At 66.9% G+C, this 16,149-nt stretch carries 14 protein-coding genes, 1 tRNA gene and 1 pseudogene; 13 read left to right on the top strand and 3 right to left on the bottom strand.

What is annotated here, in order from left to right; translation table 11 throughout:
* Positions 1 to 54: 54 nt before the first annotated feature.
* A complete protein-coding gene (gene uvrA / locus PRL19_RS00080) occupies positions 55 to 2,922 on the top strand; it encodes an excinuclease ABC subunit UvrA (RefSeq protein ID WP_273743510.1) in 2,868 nt (955 codons plus the stop codon).
* 125 nt (positions 2,923 to 3,047) lie between these two features.
* Positions 3,048 to 3,122 (top strand) — tRNA-Gly (locus PRL19_RS00075).
* A 295-nt stretch (positions 3,123 to 3,417) separates the two neighbouring features.
* Here the strand turns inward: PRL19_RS00075 and PRL19_RS00070 are convergent.
* Complete coding sequence (locus tag PRL19_RS00070; RefSeq protein ID WP_273743509.1) at positions 3,418 to 5,910, bottom strand: GcvT family protein; 2,493 nt, start codon at positions 5,908 to 5,910, stop codon at positions 3,418 to 3,420.
* 152 nt (positions 5,911 to 6,062) lie between these two features.
* Here PRL19_RS00070 and panC point away from each other — a divergent pair, with 152 nt between their 5' ends.
* The gene (gene panC, locus PRL19_RS00065) at positions 6,063 to 6,908 is read left to right on the top strand and encodes a pantoate--beta-alanine ligase (RefSeq protein ID WP_273743508.1); all 846 of its coding nucleotides are present in this window, start codon (positions 6,063 to 6,065) and stop codon (positions 6,906 to 6,908) included.
* A gap of 38 nt (positions 6,909 to 6,946) precedes the next feature.
* A complete protein-coding gene (gene panB, locus PRL19_RS00060; protein ID WP_273743507.1) occupies positions 6,947 to 7,756 on the top strand; it encodes a 3-methyl-2-oxobutanoate hydroxymethyltransferase in 810 nt (269 codons plus the stop codon).
* Between the two features lie 8 nt (positions 7,757 to 7,764).
* Here the strand turns inward: panB and PRL19_RS00055 are convergent, their stop codons facing one another.
* Positions 7,765 to 8,907, bottom strand: coding sequence for an MFS transporter (locus PRL19_RS00055; protein WP_273743506.1), 1,143 nt, complete (start codon positions 8,905 to 8,907; stop codon positions 7,765 to 7,767).
* Positions 8,907 to 9,911: a 2-hydroxyacid dehydrogenase gene (locus PRL19_RS00050; RefSeq protein ID WP_273743505.1), complete on the bottom strand. Its 1,005-nt coding sequence runs from the start codon at positions 9,909 to 9,911 to the stop codon at positions 8,907 to 8,909. Before PRL19_RS00050 ends, PRL19_RS00055 begins: the two co-directional genes overlap by 1 nt.
* A 152-nt stretch (positions 9,912 to 10,063) precedes the next feature.
* Between PRL19_RS00050 and PRL19_RS00045 the strand changes: the two genes are divergently transcribed.
* The 9 genes and pseudogenes from PRL19_RS00045 to nuoF all read left to right on the top strand — a co-directional run.
* Positions 10,064 to 10,615 carry an SH3 domain-containing protein gene (locus tag PRL19_RS00045; protein WP_148912076.1) on the top strand — a complete coding sequence of 184 codons (552 nt, stop codon included), beginning with the start codon at positions 10,064 to 10,066 and terminating at the stop codon, positions 10,613 to 10,615.
* Positions 10,616 to 10,805: 190 nt separating this feature from the next.
* Positions 10,806 to 11,123 carry an NADH-quinone oxidoreductase subunit A gene (ndhC, locus tag PRL19_RS00040; RefSeq protein WP_206692694.1) on the top strand — a complete coding sequence of 106 codons (318 nt, stop codon included), beginning with the start codon at positions 10,806 to 10,808 and terminating at the stop codon, positions 11,121 to 11,123.
* Complete coding sequence (locus PRL19_RS00035) at positions 11,123 to 11,647, top strand: NuoB/complex I 20 kDa subunit family protein (protein WP_176695081.1); 525 nt, start codon at positions 11,123 to 11,125, stop codon at positions 11,645 to 11,647. Before ndhC ends, PRL19_RS00035 begins: the two co-directional genes overlap by 1 nt.
* Before the next feature lie 2 nt (positions 11,648 to 11,649).
* On the top strand, positions 11,650 to 12,270 hold the full coding sequence (locus tag PRL19_RS00030; RefSeq protein ID WP_273743504.1) for an NADH-quinone oxidoreductase subunit C: 621 nt from the start codon (positions 11,650 to 11,652) through the stop codon (positions 12,268 to 12,270).
* Positions 12,267 to 13,508, top strand: a complete 1,242-nt coding sequence (locus PRL19_RS00025; protein WP_045998809.1) for an NADH-quinone oxidoreductase subunit D — start codon at positions 12,267 to 12,269, stop codon at positions 13,506 to 13,508. The genes PRL19_RS00030 and PRL19_RS00025 overlap by 4 nt, the downstream gene beginning before the upstream one ends.
* On the top strand, positions 13,508 to 14,401 hold the full coding sequence (nuoE, locus tag PRL19_RS00020; RefSeq protein WP_045998810.1) for an NADH-quinone oxidoreductase subunit NuoE: 894 nt from the start codon (positions 13,508 to 13,510) through the stop codon (positions 14,399 to 14,401). The genes PRL19_RS00025 and nuoE overlap by 1 nt, the downstream gene beginning before the upstream one ends.
* Positions 14,402 to 14,436: 35 nt before the next feature.
* The gene (locus PRL19_RS00015; protein ID WP_273743503.1) at positions 14,437 to 14,991 is read left to right on the top strand and encodes a hypothetical protein; all 555 of its coding nucleotides are present in this window, start codon (positions 14,437 to 14,439) and stop codon (positions 14,989 to 14,991) included.
* Positions 14,991 to 15,200, top strand: coding sequence for a DUF5337 domain-containing protein (locus PRL19_RS00010; protein ID WP_045998811.1), 210 nt, complete (start codon positions 14,991 to 14,993; stop codon positions 15,198 to 15,200). Before PRL19_RS00015 ends, PRL19_RS00010 begins: the two co-directional genes overlap by 1 nt.
* 24 nt (positions 15,201 to 15,224) lie before the next feature.
* Positions 15,225 to 16,147, top strand: a pseudogene (gene nuoF, locus PRL19_RS00005) (NADH-quinone oxidoreductase subunit NuoF); the annotation flags it as partial.
* Positions 16,148 to 16,149: the final 2 nt, after the last annotated feature.

Raw genomic sequence — 16,149 nt, 5'->3', positions numbered from 1 at the left:
ACTTGCTTTTCGCCCAAGCGTCCCTATCTGATGCGACTGGTCAGAGGGGCACGTATGGAACAGAAGTTCATCGAGGTTCGCGGCGCGCGCGAACACAATCTGAAAAACGTCGACATGGATATCCCCCGCGATCAGCTGGTGGTGATCACCGGTCTGTCGGGGTCCGGCAAGTCGTCCCTGGCCTTCGACACGGTCTATGCCGAGGGGCAGCGCCGCTATGTCGAAAGCCTGTCGGCCTATGCGCGCCAGTTCCTGGACATGATGGGCAAGCCCGATGTCGACCATATCAGCGGCCTGTCCCCCGCGATCAGCATCGAGCAGAAGACGACCTCCAAGAACCCGCGTTCCACCGTGGGCACGGTCACCGAGATCTACGATTATCTGCGTCTGCTGTTCGCGCGCGCCGGGACGCCCTATTCCCCCGTGACCGGCCTGCCGATCGAGGCGCAGCAGGTCCAGGACATGGTCGACCGCACCATGGCCCTGCCCGAAGGCACGCGCGCCTATCTGCTGGCCCCCATCGTCCGCGACCGCAAAGGCGAGTACAAGAAGGAGCTGGCCGAACTGCGCCGCCAGGGCTTTCAGCGGGTTAAGATCAACGGCACCTTCCACGACCTGGACGACGCGCCGACCCTGGACAAGAAGTTCCGCCACAACATCGATATCGTGGTCGACCGCATCGTCGTGCGCGAGGGGCTGGAGACGCGGCTGGCAGACAGTCTGCGCACCGCGCTGAACCTGGCCGACGGCATCGCCCATCTGGAGCTGGCGCAGGAGGAGGGGGCCGAGGGCGAACCCGAGCGCCTGACCTTTTCCGAGAAGTTCGCATGCCCCGTCAGCGGCTTCACCATCCCCGAGATCGAGCCGCGGCTGTTTTCGTTCAACGCGCCGTTCGGCGCCTGCCCGGTCTGTGACGGTCTGGGGGTCGAGCTGTTCTTCGACGACCGCCTGGTCGTGCCCGACGCGGCCCTGTCGGTGGACAAGGGCGCGATCGTGCCTTGGGCCAAGACCAAGTCGGCCTACCTGACCCAGACCATCAACGCGCTGGCGAAGCATTACGGTTTTGACAAGAAGACCCCGTGGAAGGATCTGCCCGACAGCGTCCAGCAGATGTTCCTGCGCGGGTCGGGCAAGGACGAGATCAAGTTCCGCTTTGACGACGCCGGCCGTGTCTATGAGATCAGCCGCGTCTTCGAGGGCGTGATTCCCAACATGGAACGCCGCCTGCGCGAGACCGACAGCGCCTGGGTGCGCGAGGAGTTCGAGCGTTATCAGAACAACCGCCCCTGCGGCGCCTGCGGAGGCTATCGCCTGAAGCCCGAGGCGCTGGCGGTCAAGATCGCCGGCAACCACGTGGGCGAGGTCGTGCAGCTGTCGATCCAGGAGGCGCTGGACTGGATAACCGACGCGCCGAACCACCTGTCCAAGCAGAAGGCCGAGATCGCCGCCGCAATCCTCAAGGAGATCCGCGAGCGGCTGGGATTCCTGGTCAATGTGGGCCTGAACTATCTGACCCTGTCGCGCGCGGCAGGCACGCTGTCGGGCGGCGAAAGCCAGCGCATTCGCTTGGCCAGCCAGATCGGGTCGGGCCTGACGGGCGTGCTGTACGTTCTGGACGAGCCGTCCATCGGCCTGCACCAGCGCGACAACGACCGGTTGCTGACCACGCTGATGAACCTGCGCGACCAGGGCAACTCGGTGTTGGTGGTCGAGCATGACGAGGATGCGATCCGCCATGCCGACTATGTCTTTGACATGGGGCCGGGGGCGGGGGTGCATGGCGGCAGCGTGGTCAGCAAGGGCACGCCTGCCGAGATTGCCGCCGATCCCGACAGCCTGACTGGCCAGTATCTGTCCGGCAAGCGCGCGATCGAGGTCCCCGAGACCCGCCGCAAGGGCAACGGCAAGAAGGTCACCGTGGTCAAGGCGACCGGCAACAACCTCAAGGATGTCACCGCCGAATTCCCGCTGGGCCGCTTCGTCTGCGTGTCGGGCGTGTCGGGGGGCGGCAAGTCCACCCTGACCATCGAGACGCTGTTCAAGACCGCATCCCTGCGCCTGAACGGCGCCCGCCAGACCCCCGCGCCCTGCGAGACGATCCGTGGGCTGGAGCATCTGGACAAAGTCATCGACATCGACCAGCGCCCCATCGGGCGCACGCCGCGGTCCAACCCGGCGACCTATACCGGCGCCTTTACGCCCATCCGCGACTGGTTCGCGGGCCTGCCTGAGGCCAAGGCGCGTGGCTACAAGCCGGGCCGGTTCAGCTTCAACGTCAAGGGCGGGCGCTGCGAGGCCTGCCAGGGCGACGGTGTCATCAAGATCGAGATGCACTTCTTGCCCGACGTCTATGTCGAGTGCGAGACCTGCAAGGGCAAGCGCTATAACCGCGAGACGCTGGAGGTGCAGTTCAAGGGCAAGTCCATCGCCGATGTGCTGGACATGACTGTGGAGGACGCGCAGGAATTCTTCAGCGCCGTCCCCTCGATCCGCGAGAAGATGGACGCGCTGATGCAGGTGGGCCTCGGCTACATCAAGGTGGGCCAGCAGGCGACGACCCTGTCGGGTGGCGAGGCGCAGCGCGTCAAGCTGTCCAAGGAGCTGTCTCGTCGGTCCACTGGCCGCACGCTGTATATCCTGGACGAGCCGACGACGGGTCTGCATTTCGAGGATGTCCGCAAGCTGCTGGAGGTGCTGCACGAACTGGTCGATCAGGGCAATTCGGTCATCGTGATCGAGCATAACCTGGACGTCATCAAGACGGCGGACTGGATCATCGACATCGGCCCCGAGGGCGGCGATGGCGGCGGCGTGATCGTGGCGGCAGGCACGCCGGAGGACGTCGCGCAGGTCGAGGCCAGCCATACCGGGCGCTATCTTGGACCCATGCTGAACCCGGCCCGTAGCCGCGCTGCGGAGTAGGGCAGGGGGTGCAAAAGAAAATCGCCGATGGTGCGTTTTTTCCTCTTGCACCCCCCGGCGGGCTTTCGTAAATACCCGCTCACCGAAGGCGAGACGGTGAAACGGATCGCAAGAGGAACTGGAGTGCGGGCGTAGCTCAGGGGTAGAGCATAACCTTGCCAAGGTTAGGGTCGGGCGTTCGAATCGCCTCGCCCGCTCCAAAAACAAAAGGCCAGACCCTCGGGTCTGGCCTTTGTCATTTGTGGCCTGCGGCTTGGCGTCAGGCGGCAATAGCCCGAATTCCATCGTGATTGCCTGCGACGATGGTCTGGGTGATTCCGGGTGCACAAACAGCTTTTGTTGGCACGCGGAGGATGATCCGCCGGATGCGGCGACCATGGTCAGTCCCGCTGCCCCGTACGCCGGTCAATCGGTGACGACATAGGCCGATCCAACCATCGGTACCCTTGGCGTCCGTGCGCAGGCGATCGCGGGGGGACCGCCTGCGCAACCTTGTCAGCCGTCGACGCGAATGCGGGCGTTCTGCGGGTCGTGCGGGCTGTCCTCGGTCACCACCGCGTCATACAGCTCGCGGAACATCCGCACCTGAAGCTTGGTGCCGGGCGTCGCCAGGTCGGGGCGGACATAGCCCATGCCGATCTGCTTGCCGAAGGCCGCCGAATAGCCACCCGAGGTCAGGCGCCCGATCTTTTCCCCGTCCAGGAACAGCGCCTCGCGGCCCCAGGGGTCCGCATCCGCCGGCCCGTCGATCAGCAGCGTGACACAGGTGGACCGGATCCCCTTGGCCTGCATCGCGGCCTTGCCGCGGAACTCCTTGCCCAGGTCCACGAACCGGTCCAACCCCGCCTCCAGCGGCGTCGCATCCCGGCCCAGTTCGGTGCCGAAGGCGCGGTACGACTTCTCCTGGCGCAGCCAGTTCTGAGCCCGAGCGCCGACCAGCTTCATGCCAGACGGCTCTCCGGCGGCGATCAGCTTGTCGAACAGGTGGTTCTGCATCTCGATCGGGTGGTGCAGCTCCCATCCCAGCTCGCCGGTATAGGCGACGCGGATGGCCATGACCGGGACCATGCCCAGCTCGATGTTGCGCATCGACAGCCAGGGAAAGCGCTTGTTCGACAGGGCGGTCGCAGGTTCCGCGTCACGGATCATCCGGGCCAGGATGTTCCGGCTCTCAGGCCCTGCCAGGGCAAAGACGCCCCATTGCGTGGTCACGTCCTGCACATGGACGTATTCGCCCCCAGCGGCCATGAAATCCTGCGCCAATTTCAGCAGGTTGTCGCGGTCGTAATCCGTCCAGGCCCCGGCGCTGACCAGGTAGTAATCCTGCTCTCCGCGCCGCACGATCGTGTATTCGGTCCGCACCGTCCCGGCATCGGTCAGCGCATAGGTCAGGTTGATCCGCCCCACCTTGGGAAGCTTGTTGGTGGTCAACCAGTCCAGGAAGGCGGTCGCCCCGGGCCCGGTGACGGTGTGCTTGGCAAACGCCGTCGCATCGACCAGGCCCGCCGTCTGGCGCACGGCCTCGGCCTCGGCCTTGGCGTATTGCCACCATCCGCCGCGACGGAAGCTGCGGCTGTCATGGTCGTCAAAGCCCTCGGGCGCGTAGTAGTTCGGGCGTTCCCACCCGTTCACATGCCCGAACTGCGCGCCATGCGCCGCCTGCCGGTCATAGGCAGGCGAGGTACGCAGCGGGCGGCAGGCGGGCCGCTCCTCGTCGGGATGGTGCAGGATGAAGACGTGGTCATAGGCCTCCTCGTTCTTGCGGGCGGCGTATTCCGTGGTCATCCAGGACCCGAACCGGCGGGGGTCCAGCGAGGCCATGTCGATCTCGGCCTCGCCCTCGGTCATCATCTGCGCCAGGTAATGGCCCACGCCCCCGGCTGCGGTGATGCCAAAGCTGAACCCCTCGGCCAGCCACATGTTGCGCAGGCCCGGCGCGGGTCCGACCAGCGGGTTGCCGTCGGGGGTATAGCAGATCGGGCCGTTGAAGTCGTCCTTCAGACCCACCGTCTCCGAGGTCGGAATGCGATGGATCATCGCCATGTACTCCTCCTCGATCCGCTCCAGGTCCAGGGGGAACAGGTCGGCGCGGAAGCTGTCCGGCACGCCGTATTCGAACCGCGCGGGTGCGCCTTTTTCATAGGGACCCAGGATCCAGCCGCCGCGCTCCTCGCGGACATACCACTTGGCATCGGCATCGCGCAGGACCGGATGCTCGGGGTTGCCTTCGGCGCGCCAGCGCATCAGCGCGGGGTCTGGCTCGGTTACGATGAACTGGTGTTCGACCGGGATGGCGGGGATCTTGATGCCCAGCAGCTTGGCCGTGCGCTGTGCGTGGTTGCCGGTCGCGGTCACCACATGTTCGGCGTGGATGTCATAGACCTCTCCGGACGGGATCAGGTTGCCGCCGCGATCGACCATCTTTTCCACCGTCACGACCCATTCGCTGCCGGTCCAGCGATAGGCGTTCACCTGGATCTTGCGCTCGATCCGGCAGCCCGCCATCCGCGCGCCCTTGGCCATGGCCTGGGTCACGTCGGCGGGGTTGATGTATCCGTCGGTCGGGTGGAACAGCGCGCCCTTCAGGTCCTCGGTGCGGACCAGCGGCCAGCGCTCCTTGATCTGGGCGGGGGTCAGGAACTGATGCTCGATCCCGATCGTCTCGGCGGTGGCGGAATACAGCATGTATTCGTCCATCCGCCCATCCGTCTGCGCCATGCGCAGGTTGCCGCAGCGGGTGAAGCCCGCGTTCAGCCCCGTCTCGGCCTCCAGCCCGGCATAGAGCTTGACCGAGTAATCGTGGATATGGCTGGTCGCATAGCCCATGTTGAACAGGGGCAGCAGCCCCGCCGCGTGCCAGGTCGATCCGGCGGTCAGCTCGTCGCGTTCGACCAGCAGCGTGTCCCAGCCCGCGCGCGCCAGATGCAGCGCGATGCCGCATCCGACCGCGCCCCCGCCCACGACCAGAACCTTCACATGCGACGTCATCGCGCTCTCCTGTTGGAACCGTTTCGCCTGTGATGCCCCATCGGTGAAACGCCGCGTCAAAGGCGCCCGACATCTGCGGGCGAAAAACGACATGGCCTTGCCCAGACCCGCCCCCGTCGCTAGGTTGCGGCCCACGCCAACAAGGGGGCACCATGGACATCTGCCGCAGCACCGACGCCATGCGCGCCTGGCGCCGGGACGCGGGCCGCACAGCCCTGGTGCCGACGATGGGCGCGCTGCATCAGGGCCACTTGACCCTGGTCGCGCGGGCCCGCGACTGGCTGGATCGGCAGGGCGGCGGCCGGGTGGTGACCTCGATCTTCGTGAACCCCGCGCAGTTCGGCCCGAACGAGGATCTGGACAAGTATCCTCGGCAGGAGGCGCAGGACCTGGACCTGCTGCGCAAGGCCGGTTGCGACGCGGTGTTCCTGCCGCAGGTGTCCGACATCTGGCGCCCCGGTGCGCAGACCCATGTGCAGGTGACGCAGTTGGGCGGCATCCTGATGGGCCGCCTGCGCCCTGGCCATTTCCGCGGCGTGGCGACTGTGGTCACCAAGCTGTTCAACATCGTCCAGCCCCAGGCCGCGGCCTTCGGCGAAAAGGACTATCAGCAGCTGACCCTGATCACCCGCATGGTCGAGGACCTGGACATTCCCGTGACCATCCTGCCCGTGCCGACCGTGCGCGAACCCGACGGGCTGGCCATGTCCTCGCGCAACCAGCGCCTGACGGCCGAGGATCGCGCCGCCGCCCCGGTGCTGGCCCGTGCGCTGGACCATGCGGCGGAATCGGTCGCGATGGGCACGCCCGTCAGCCTGTTGCGCCGCCAGATCCGCGCCATCCTGTCCACGGAACCGCGGGCCGACATCCGCTCGATCGACATCCGCGACGCGCGCGACCTGTCACGCATCGCCGTCGTGGGCGGTCCGGTGGCGATCCTGCTGGCGATCCGTTTCGGCGACGTGCTGCTGATCGACCAGCGCACCGCCCATCCCTGACCCGCGCGGCCCCGCGCATCCCCTTGAAAGGCCGACCCATGTCCGCGCAAGCCCCCGTCCGCCGCGTCACCGCGCCCCAGATCGCCGACTGCAAGGGTTCGACCCCCATCGTTGCGCTGACCGCCTATACCGCGCCGATGGCGGCAATGGTCGATGCCCATGCCGACGTGATTTTGGTGGGCGACAGCCTGGGCATGGTGGTCCACGGCCTGCCTTCGACGATCGGGGTCACGCTGGAGATGATGATCCTGCACGGCCAAGCCGTCATGCGCGGGTCCGACCGCGCCATGGTCGTCATCGACATGCCCTTCGGAAGTTATGAGGAATCGCCGGAACAGGCGTTCCGCAACGCCGCCCGCGTGATGGCCCAGACCGGCGCCGGCGCCGTCAAGCTGGAGGGGGGCGCCCGCATGGCCCCCACCATCCGCTTTCTGGTCGACCGCGGCATCCCGGTCATGGCCCATGTCGGCCTGACGCCGCAGGCCACGAACACGATGGGCGGCTTCAAGACGCAGGGCCGCGATCCAGCCACTTGGCCCGCCTTCGTCGCGGATGCCCGCGCGGTCGCCGATGCGGGCGCGTTCAGCGTCGTGGTCGAGGGGGTGATGGAGGCCTTGGCCGATCAGATCACCGATGCCATCGCCGTGCCGACCATCGGCATCGGCGCCAGCGCGCGCTGCGACGGGCAGATCCTGGTGCTGGACGACATGCTGGGCCTGTCGGGTCGCGTGCCGCGCTTTGTCCGCCGTTTCGGGGAATTGGGCAAAGAGGCCGACCAGGCCATCGCCGCCTATGCGGCCGCGGTCCGTGACCGCAGCTTTCCTGCCGCGGCCGAACTGTACCGCTAAGGCGGCGCTCAGTCGTCGCGCGGTTCGAAATCGGCGGTGGCGGCCAGGCGGGACAGCAGCAGCGGGATCAGCAGCAGGGCGGCAAGTCCCAGATAGATGGTGCCAAGGCTGAGGTGTTCGGCCAGGAAACCGATGCTGCCCGGCGCCAGCAGGATGCCGGAATAGCCCATCATCGTGACCACCGACAGGCCCATGCCTGCGGCAAGCCCCGGCACGTTCCCGGCCGCGGAAAAGGCGATGGGCACCATGTTCGCGATGCCGATGCCCGCCAACGCGAACCCCGCGATCGCCGGGGCGGGGCTGCTGGACAGCCCGGCCAGGACCAGGCCCGCCATCGCCACGGCCGAACTGGCGCGCAGGGTGGTGACCGCGCCAAAGCGCCGGCGCAGTCCGTCGCCCGCAAAGCGCATCGCCGCCATCGTGCCCGCGCAGGCGGCAAAGCCCAGGCCCGCGACGGACAGCGACGCGCCCATCTCGCGCTGCAGATAGACGGCGGCCCAATCCAGGATCGCGCCCTCGGGAATCATCGCGGCCAGGGCCATCAGCCCGATCAGCCAGGGCAGGGGGCTGCGCGGCAGGCGCAGCGGCGCCTTGGGCGCGCCCGCATCGGGGGCGTCCTGCAGCAGCCGCGGCAGCGCCCACAGCAGCACCAGCGCAAAGACTGCGGTGATGACGGCGGCATGGGCCAGTTCCCCGAATCGCTGGATCAGCCAGCCGCCCGCGGCGGCGCCGGCAAAGGCGCCCAGGCTCCAGAATCCGTGGCAGGACGACATGATCGCCCGGCCACGCGCGCGTTCCACCGCAACCGCGTTGGCATTCATCGCCACGTCCATGCCGCCGACCATGCCGCCGAACAGCACCACGGTCGCCGCCACCGTCCAATAGGTCGGCGCCAGAGAGATCCAGATCATCGACGGCGCGGCCAGCCACGCGGCCAGCCTCACGGCGCTGGCCGATCCGGCCCGTGCGACCATCGCCCCGAACAGCGGCATCACGCAGATCGAGCCCAGGCCCAGCCCCAGCACGATCACCCCGGCGCTGGCCTCGGTGATGCCAAGCCTTTCCATCAGGACGGGAATTTTCGGCGCCCAGCTGCCCACCAGCAGGCCGTTCACGAAAAACAGGACCGACACGGCCCAACGCATCGTCATCACAGCATCGACGGCACGACCAGGTCGGGCGGGCGGTGCCCGTCGGAAAAGGTCTTGATGTTGATGATCACCTTCTCGCCCATCTCGGCGCGGCCCTCGACGGTCGCGCTGCCCATATGCGGCAGCAGGACGACGTTGGGCAGCTCGCGCAGGCGGGGGTTGATCTCGTGGCCATGCTCGAAGACGTCCAGGCCCGCGCCCGCGATCTCTCCGGCGCGCAGCATGCGGGTCAGGGCGTTCTCGTCGATGACCTCGCCGCGCGAGGTGTTCACGATCACGGCGGTCGGCTTCATCAGCTTCAGCCGACGCGCGTTCAGAAGGTGGAAGGTCGAGGGCGTGTGCGGCGCGTTCACGCTGACGATGTCCATGCGCGCCAGCATCTGGTCCAGGCTCTCCCACCAGGTCGCGCCCAGGGCCTCCTCGATCTCGGGGCGCAGGCGGCGGCGGTTGTGATAGTGGACCTGCATGCCGAAGGCGGCGGCGCGGCGCGCGACCGCCTGGCCGATGCGGCCCATGCCCAGGATGCCAAGACGCCGCCCGCCGACGCGCCCGCCCAGATGGGCGGTGGGCGACCAGCCCTGCCAGCGTCCGGCCTGCATCTCGGCCAGGCCCTCGGGGATCTTGCGGGTCACGGCCAAGATCAGCGCCAGCGTCATGTCGGCGGTGTCCTCGGTCACGACGCCGGGGGTGTTGCTGACCAGAACGCCGCGCTGGCGGGCGGACATCACGTCGATATGGTCGATGCCCGCGCCGAAATTCGCGATCAGCTTCAGCCGCTCGCCCGCGCGGGCCAGCATGGCGGCGGTGATCTGGTCGGTCACGGTCGGCACCAGGACGTCCGCGTCCTGCATCAGCGATACCAGCTGATCGGACGACATCTTGCGGTCGTCGTCGCGCAGGGCCACGTCGAACAGTTCGGACATGCGGGTCTCGACCGCCTCGGGCAGGCGGCGCGTCACGGCGACGCGCAGTCTGCTGCGGGGGGCTGCGGGGGTGGCGGGCATGGTCACCTCACTGTGTCAGAGCCTTGATCGGTCGCCTGCAGGCACGCCCTTCCCATCGGCGGACGCTTTTGGCAAACTGCCCGCGTTGAGGGGCAGGCACAAGACCCCAGAAGGGGCGTCCGCGCCCCGCACAGGACAGGAACGGACAACGCATGACGGCACGGCCAGGCAGGACGGGCGCAAGGGTGGCACTTGCGCTTGTGGCGATGATGGGGGCTGCCGCCCCGCAGGCGATGGCCCAAAGCGAACCGCAACAAAGCCAGGGTGCGACCGAACAGCGGGGTCCGGTGACCAACCTGCCGCTGCCCCGCTATGTCAGCCTGAAGGGCAACGAAGGCAACGCCCGGCGCGGGCCCAGCCTGTCTCACCGCATCGACTGGGTGTTCCGCCATGCGGGGATGCCGCTGCGGGTGGTGGCCGAATTCGGTCATTGGCGCCGGGTCGAGGACAAGGATGGGGCAGGGGGCTGGATCCACTATGCGCTACTGTCGGGGGTCCGCACAGCACTGGTCACCCAGGACATGCTGGAACTGCGCGCCCGACCGCATCGCGATTCCGACATCGTGGCGCGGGCCGAGGCCGGGGCCATCCTGCGGCTGAACGAATGCGAGCCCGAATGGTGCCGCGTGTCGGGCGGCGGCCAGCGGGGCTGGGTGCCCAAGACGGCGATCTGGGGCGTGGACGCGGGCGAAATCCGCGACTGATCCGCGCCGCATTGCAACAATTCGCCGCGCTTTCGATCCCCTGCGCCCGTTGACCCCGGACGGTCACGGGTCTAAACCGCACTCAGCCAACCCGTCGCGGGGTCAGCCGTGATCCCCGCGACCGACAAGGGGATCGTCACCCGTGCAAAACATTACGCAGGACTATCTGCCCATCCTCGTCTTCGCGGCGATGGCCTCGGCGCTTGCGCTGATCTTGCTGCTGTCCGCGTTCGTCATCGCCGTGCGCAATCCCGACCCCGAAAAGGTCAGTGCCTATGAGTCGGGCTTCAACCCGTTCGACGACGCGCGGATGAAGTTCGACGTGCGATTCTATCTGGTGTCGATCCTGTTCATCATCTTCGACCTCGAGGTCGCGTTCCTGTTCCCCTGGGCGGTCAGCTTCCAGGCGATCAGCGAGACCGCGTTCTGGTCGATGATGGCGTTCCTGGGCGTGCTGACCGTGGGCTTTGCCTACGAGTGGAAGAAAGGAGCCTTGGAATGGGCGTGATGGCAGGGGCGAATACCGCCGGACCCGATCGCGAATACGCGACCAAGGCCTTGAACGCGGAGCTGCAGGACAAGGGTTTCCTGCTGACCACGACCGAGGACATCATCAACTGGGCGCGCAACGGCTCGCTGCACTGGATGACGTTCGGCCTGGCCTGCTGCGCGGTCGAGATGATGCAGACCTCGATGCCGCGCTATGACCTGGAACGCTTCGGGACCGCGCCGCGCGCCTCCCCGCGCCAGTCGGACCTGATGATCGTGGCGGGCACGCTGACCAACAAGATGGCCCCGGCGCTGCGCAAGGTCTATGACCAGATGCCGGAGCCGCGCTATGTCATCAGCATGGGCAGCTGCGCCAATGGCGGCGGCTATTACCATTACAGCTATTCCGTGGTGCGCGGATGCGACCGGATCGTGCCCGTGGACATCTATGTCCCCGGTTGCCCGCCGACCGCCGAGGCGCTGCTTTACGGCATCCTGCAACTTCAGCGCCGCATCCGGCGCACCGGCACGCTGGTGAGGTGATCATGGCGACCTATACCGATCCCGACGCGCTGGACCAGCTGGCCGAGCACATCAAGCTGCGCCGCCCGAACGAGGTCATCGGCACCGACGTGGCCTTTGGCGAGCTGACCGTGACGGCCACGGCCAGCGGCATCCTGGATCTGCTGGATTTCCTGCGCAGCGACAGCAGCTGCCGGTTCTCCACGCTGGTCGACATCACCGCCGTCGATTACCCGTCGCGCCAGCAGCGGTTCGACGTCGTCTGGCACTTCCTGTCGATGTACCAGAACCACCGCGTCCGCGTGAAGGTCGCCATCCGCGAGGATGAGATGCTGCCGACGCTGACCGCGATCTATCCCGCCGCAAACTGGTTCGAGCGCGAGATCTTCGACATGTTCGGGATCCTGTTCACCGGTCATCCGGACCTGCGCCGCATCCTGACCGACTATGGCTTTTCCGGCCATCCGCTGCGCAAGGACTTTCCGACCACCGGTTATGTCGAGGTTCGATATGACGACGCCGAAAAGCGCGTGATCTATGAGCCCGTGTCGCTGGTGCAGGAATACCGGCAGTTCGATTTCCTGTCGCCCTGGGAAGGCGTGCAATACGCCCTGCCCGGCGACGAAAAGGGGGCCGCGAAATGATGGACGGCGACATCCGCGCGAACAGCTATGACGACGGCAGCCACGACCTGGTGACCGGCGAACAGCGCATTCGCAACTTCAACATCAACTTCGGTCCGCAACACCCTGCCGCGCATGGTGTGCTGCGCATGGTGCTGGAGCTGGACGGCGAGGTCGTGGAACGCGCCGACCCGCATATCGGCCTGCTGCACCGCGGCACCGAGAAGCTGATGGAAAGCCGGACCTATCTTCAGAACCTGCCGTATTTCGACCGGCTGGATTACGTGTCGCCGATGAACCAGGAACACGCCTGGTGCCTGGCGATCGAACGTCTGACCGGGACGGTCGTGCCGCGCCGCGCCAGCCTGATCCGGGTGCTGTTCTGCGAGGTGGGGCGTATCCTGAACCACCTTCTGGGCCTGACGACCGGCGCGCTGGACGTCGGCGCCCTGACCCCGCCGCTATGGGGTTTCGAGGCGCGCGAGGATCTGATGATCTTCTATGAACGCGCATCGGGCGCGCGTCTGCATGCAGCCTATTTCCGGCCGGGCGGCGTCCATCAGGACCTGACCCCCGACCTGCTGGACGACATGGAGGCGTGGTGCGAGCGTTTCCCCAAGGTTCTGGACGATCTGGACACGCTGCTGACCGAAAACCGCATCTTCAAGCAGCGGCTGGTCGACATCGGCATCGTGTCCGAACAGGATGCGCTGGATTGGGGTTTCTCGGGCGTGATGGTGCGCGGATCGGGCATGGCCTGGGACCTGCGTCGCAGCCAGCCTTACGAATGCTATGACGAGTTCGACTTCAAGATCCCGGTCGGTACGAACGGCGACTGCTATGACCGTTTCCTGTGCCGGATGCAGGAAATGCGTGAATCGACGCTGATCATGAAGCAGGCGATCGCCAAGCTGCGGGCCGAAGGGCCGGGCGAGGTTCTGGCCCGCGGCAAGCTGACCCCGCCCAAGCGGGGCGACATGAAGCGGGACATGGAAAGCCTGATCCATCACTTCAAGCTGTACACCGAGGGCTTCCGCGTTCCCGCCGGAGAGGTCTATGCCGCCGTCGAGGCCCCCAAGGGCGAGTTCGGCGTCTATCTGGTCAGCGACGGCACCAACCGTCCCTATCGTGCGAAACTTCGCGCGCCGGGGTTCCTGCACCTTCAATCCATGGACTGGATGTCCAAGGGCCATCTGCTGGCCGACGTCCCGGCCCTGATCGCCACCCAGGATATCGTCTTCGGAGAGGTTGACCGCTGATGCTGCGCCGCCTGCACCCCGTCCAGCCGGACAGTTTCGAATTCACGCCTGCGAACCTGGAATGGGCGCAGGCACAGATCACCAAATACCCCGAAGGTCGTCAGCAATCGGCGATCATTCCTGTCCTGTGGCGTGCCCAGGAACAGGAAGGCTGGCTGTCGCGTCCCGCCATCGAATATTGCGCCGAACTGTTGGGCATGGCCTATATCCGGGCGCTGGAAGTGGCGACGTTCTACTTCATGTTCCAGCTGCAACCCGTTGGGACTGTTGCGAACATTCAGATCTGCGGCACCACGACCTGCATGATCTGCGGAGCCGAGGACCTGGTCGCGGTCTGCAAGCGCAAGATCGCGCCCACGCCGCATACCCTGTCGGCCGACGGCAAGTTCAGCTGGGAGGAGGTCGAGTGCCTTGGCGCCTGCGCCAACGCCCCGATGGCCCAGATCGGCAAGGACTACTATGAGGATCTGACGCCCGAGAGCCTCGAGGCGCTGATCGACCGCATGTCGGCCGGAGAGGTTCCGGTGCCCGGATCGCAGACCGGTCGCTTTGCGTCCGAACCCGTCAGCGGGCTGACCAGCTTGGCCGATCTGAAGGGGCAGGAGGGTCACAACGCCAGCGTGCAACTGGCCTCTGACCTGGGCGAGACGCTGAAGCGGATCGACGGGACCGAGGTTCCGATCCTGACGAAATGGCGCCGCAAGCCCGATGCCGCGGCGGACGACCAGACCGGCGTGGACACCGCGCCGGAACGCGAACCGCGCCCGTCGGACGGGGCACCGGTCGATTCGACCGGCGTGACCGAGCAGGAGGCGCAGGCCAGTTCGGCCGCGCGCCCGGTTTCGGCGCGCGAACCGGCCGATGTGCGCAAGGATGACAAGGACCGCGACTGACCGCAGCCCGACGACCCGCAGAAAGGACGCCAGCCATGACACCCGCCAGCAGAACCACCGGAGCCGTCACGGCGCTGCTGGTCTTTCTGGGCATCGGCCTGTTCGGGCAGATGGGCTGGCTGGCGGCCTTGGTGCTGGCGCTGATCGCGGGTGGCCTGCTGGCCCTGATGGTGGCTTGGCTCGGCGATCCCCGCGGGGTCCGAATGGACGAGCCGGACTGGGACGCGATGCCGCTGCCGCCGCAGGCGGCCGCGCCCGTCCGGCAGGCACCGGCGCCTGCGGCTGCGCCCGAGATTGCGCCGTCGGGTGATGCCATTCCTCCGGCCGCCCCGCGCGAGACGCCGGACGCCGCGCGCAGCATCTATGCCGGCGGGCCGGACGACCTGCGGGCCATAAAGGGCATCGGGCCGAAGGTCCAGCAGGCGCTGGAACAGGCGGGCGTGACGCGGTTCTCGCAGATCGCGGCCTGGGACGACGCCGACGTGGATCGCATGGCGGCCGGGATCGGCCGCGCCGCGTCGCGCATCCGCAATGACGACTGGGTGGGGCAGGCGCGCGCGCTGGCCGCACGCAGGCAGGAGGCGGGGTGATGGCGGACCCCGCGCAGGACGCCCGCCAGATGCGGCTGGTCGCGATCGTGATCGCGACGACCATGCTGATCTGGCTCGCCATCCAGGCGATCGGGCAGCACTATGACTGGGCGGCGCGGTGGGCCTTTCTGGCCGACCTTGCCGCCATCGGCGCTTTTGTCTGGTCGCTGATCGTGACCTGGCGTATCTGGCGGCGCAGGAATGCGTGACGCCGGGAATAAAGGACGTATCGGATGCTGAAAGACCAGGATCGCATTTTCACCAACCTGTATGGCATGGGCGACCGCAGCCTGGCGGGCGCGCAGAAGCGCGGCCATTGGGACGGGACCGGCGACATCATCGGCCGCGGGCGCGACAAGATCATCGAGCAGGTCAAGGCTTCGGGGCTGCGTGGACGTGGCGGCGCAGGCTTTCCGACCGGTCTGAAATGGTCCTTCATGCCCAAGGAATCGGACGGCCGGCCCAGCTATCTGGTGATCAACGCCGACGAATCCGAGCCTGCGACCTGCAAGGACCGCGAGATCATGCGCCATGATCCGCACACCCTGATCGAGGGTGCGCTGATCGCAAGCTTCGCGATGAACGCGCATGTCTGCTACATCTACCTGCGCGGCGAATACATCCGCGAAAAGGAGGCCCTGCAGGCCGCCATCGACGAATGCTATGATGCGGGGCTTCTGGGCGCGAATGCGGCCGGGTCGGGATGGGATTTCGACCTGTACCTGCACCACGGCGCCGGCGCCTATATCTGTGGCGAGGAGACCGCGCTGCTGGAAAGCCTGGAGGGCAAGAAGGGCATGCCGCGCATGAAGCCGCCGTTTCCGGCGGGTGCGGGCCTTTATGGCTGTCCGACCACGGTGAACAACGTCGAATCCATCGCCGTCGTGCCGACGATCCTGCGCCGCGGGGCGGAGTGGTTCGCGGGCTTTGGCCGTCCGAACAACGCGGGCGTTAAGCTGTTCGGCCTGACCGGCCACCTGAATGCCCCCTGCGTGGTCGAGGAGGCCATGTCGATCAGCATGAAGGAGCTGATCGAGAAGCATGGCGGCGGCGTGCGCGGCGGCTGGAAGAACCTCAAGGCGGTGATTCCCGGCGGCGCCTCCTGCCCGGTCCTGACGGCCGAGCGGCGTGCGAGAACGCCATCATGGATTACGACGG

The organism is Paracoccus marcusii (genome assembly GCF_028621715.1).
GTDB lineage: Bacteria > Pseudomonadota > Alphaproteobacteria > Rhodobacterales > Rhodobacteraceae > Paracoccus > Paracoccus marcusii.
The sequence above is the reverse complement of the archived record's forward strand: the minus strand, read 5'-3'. Positions and strand labels throughout refer to the sequence as shown.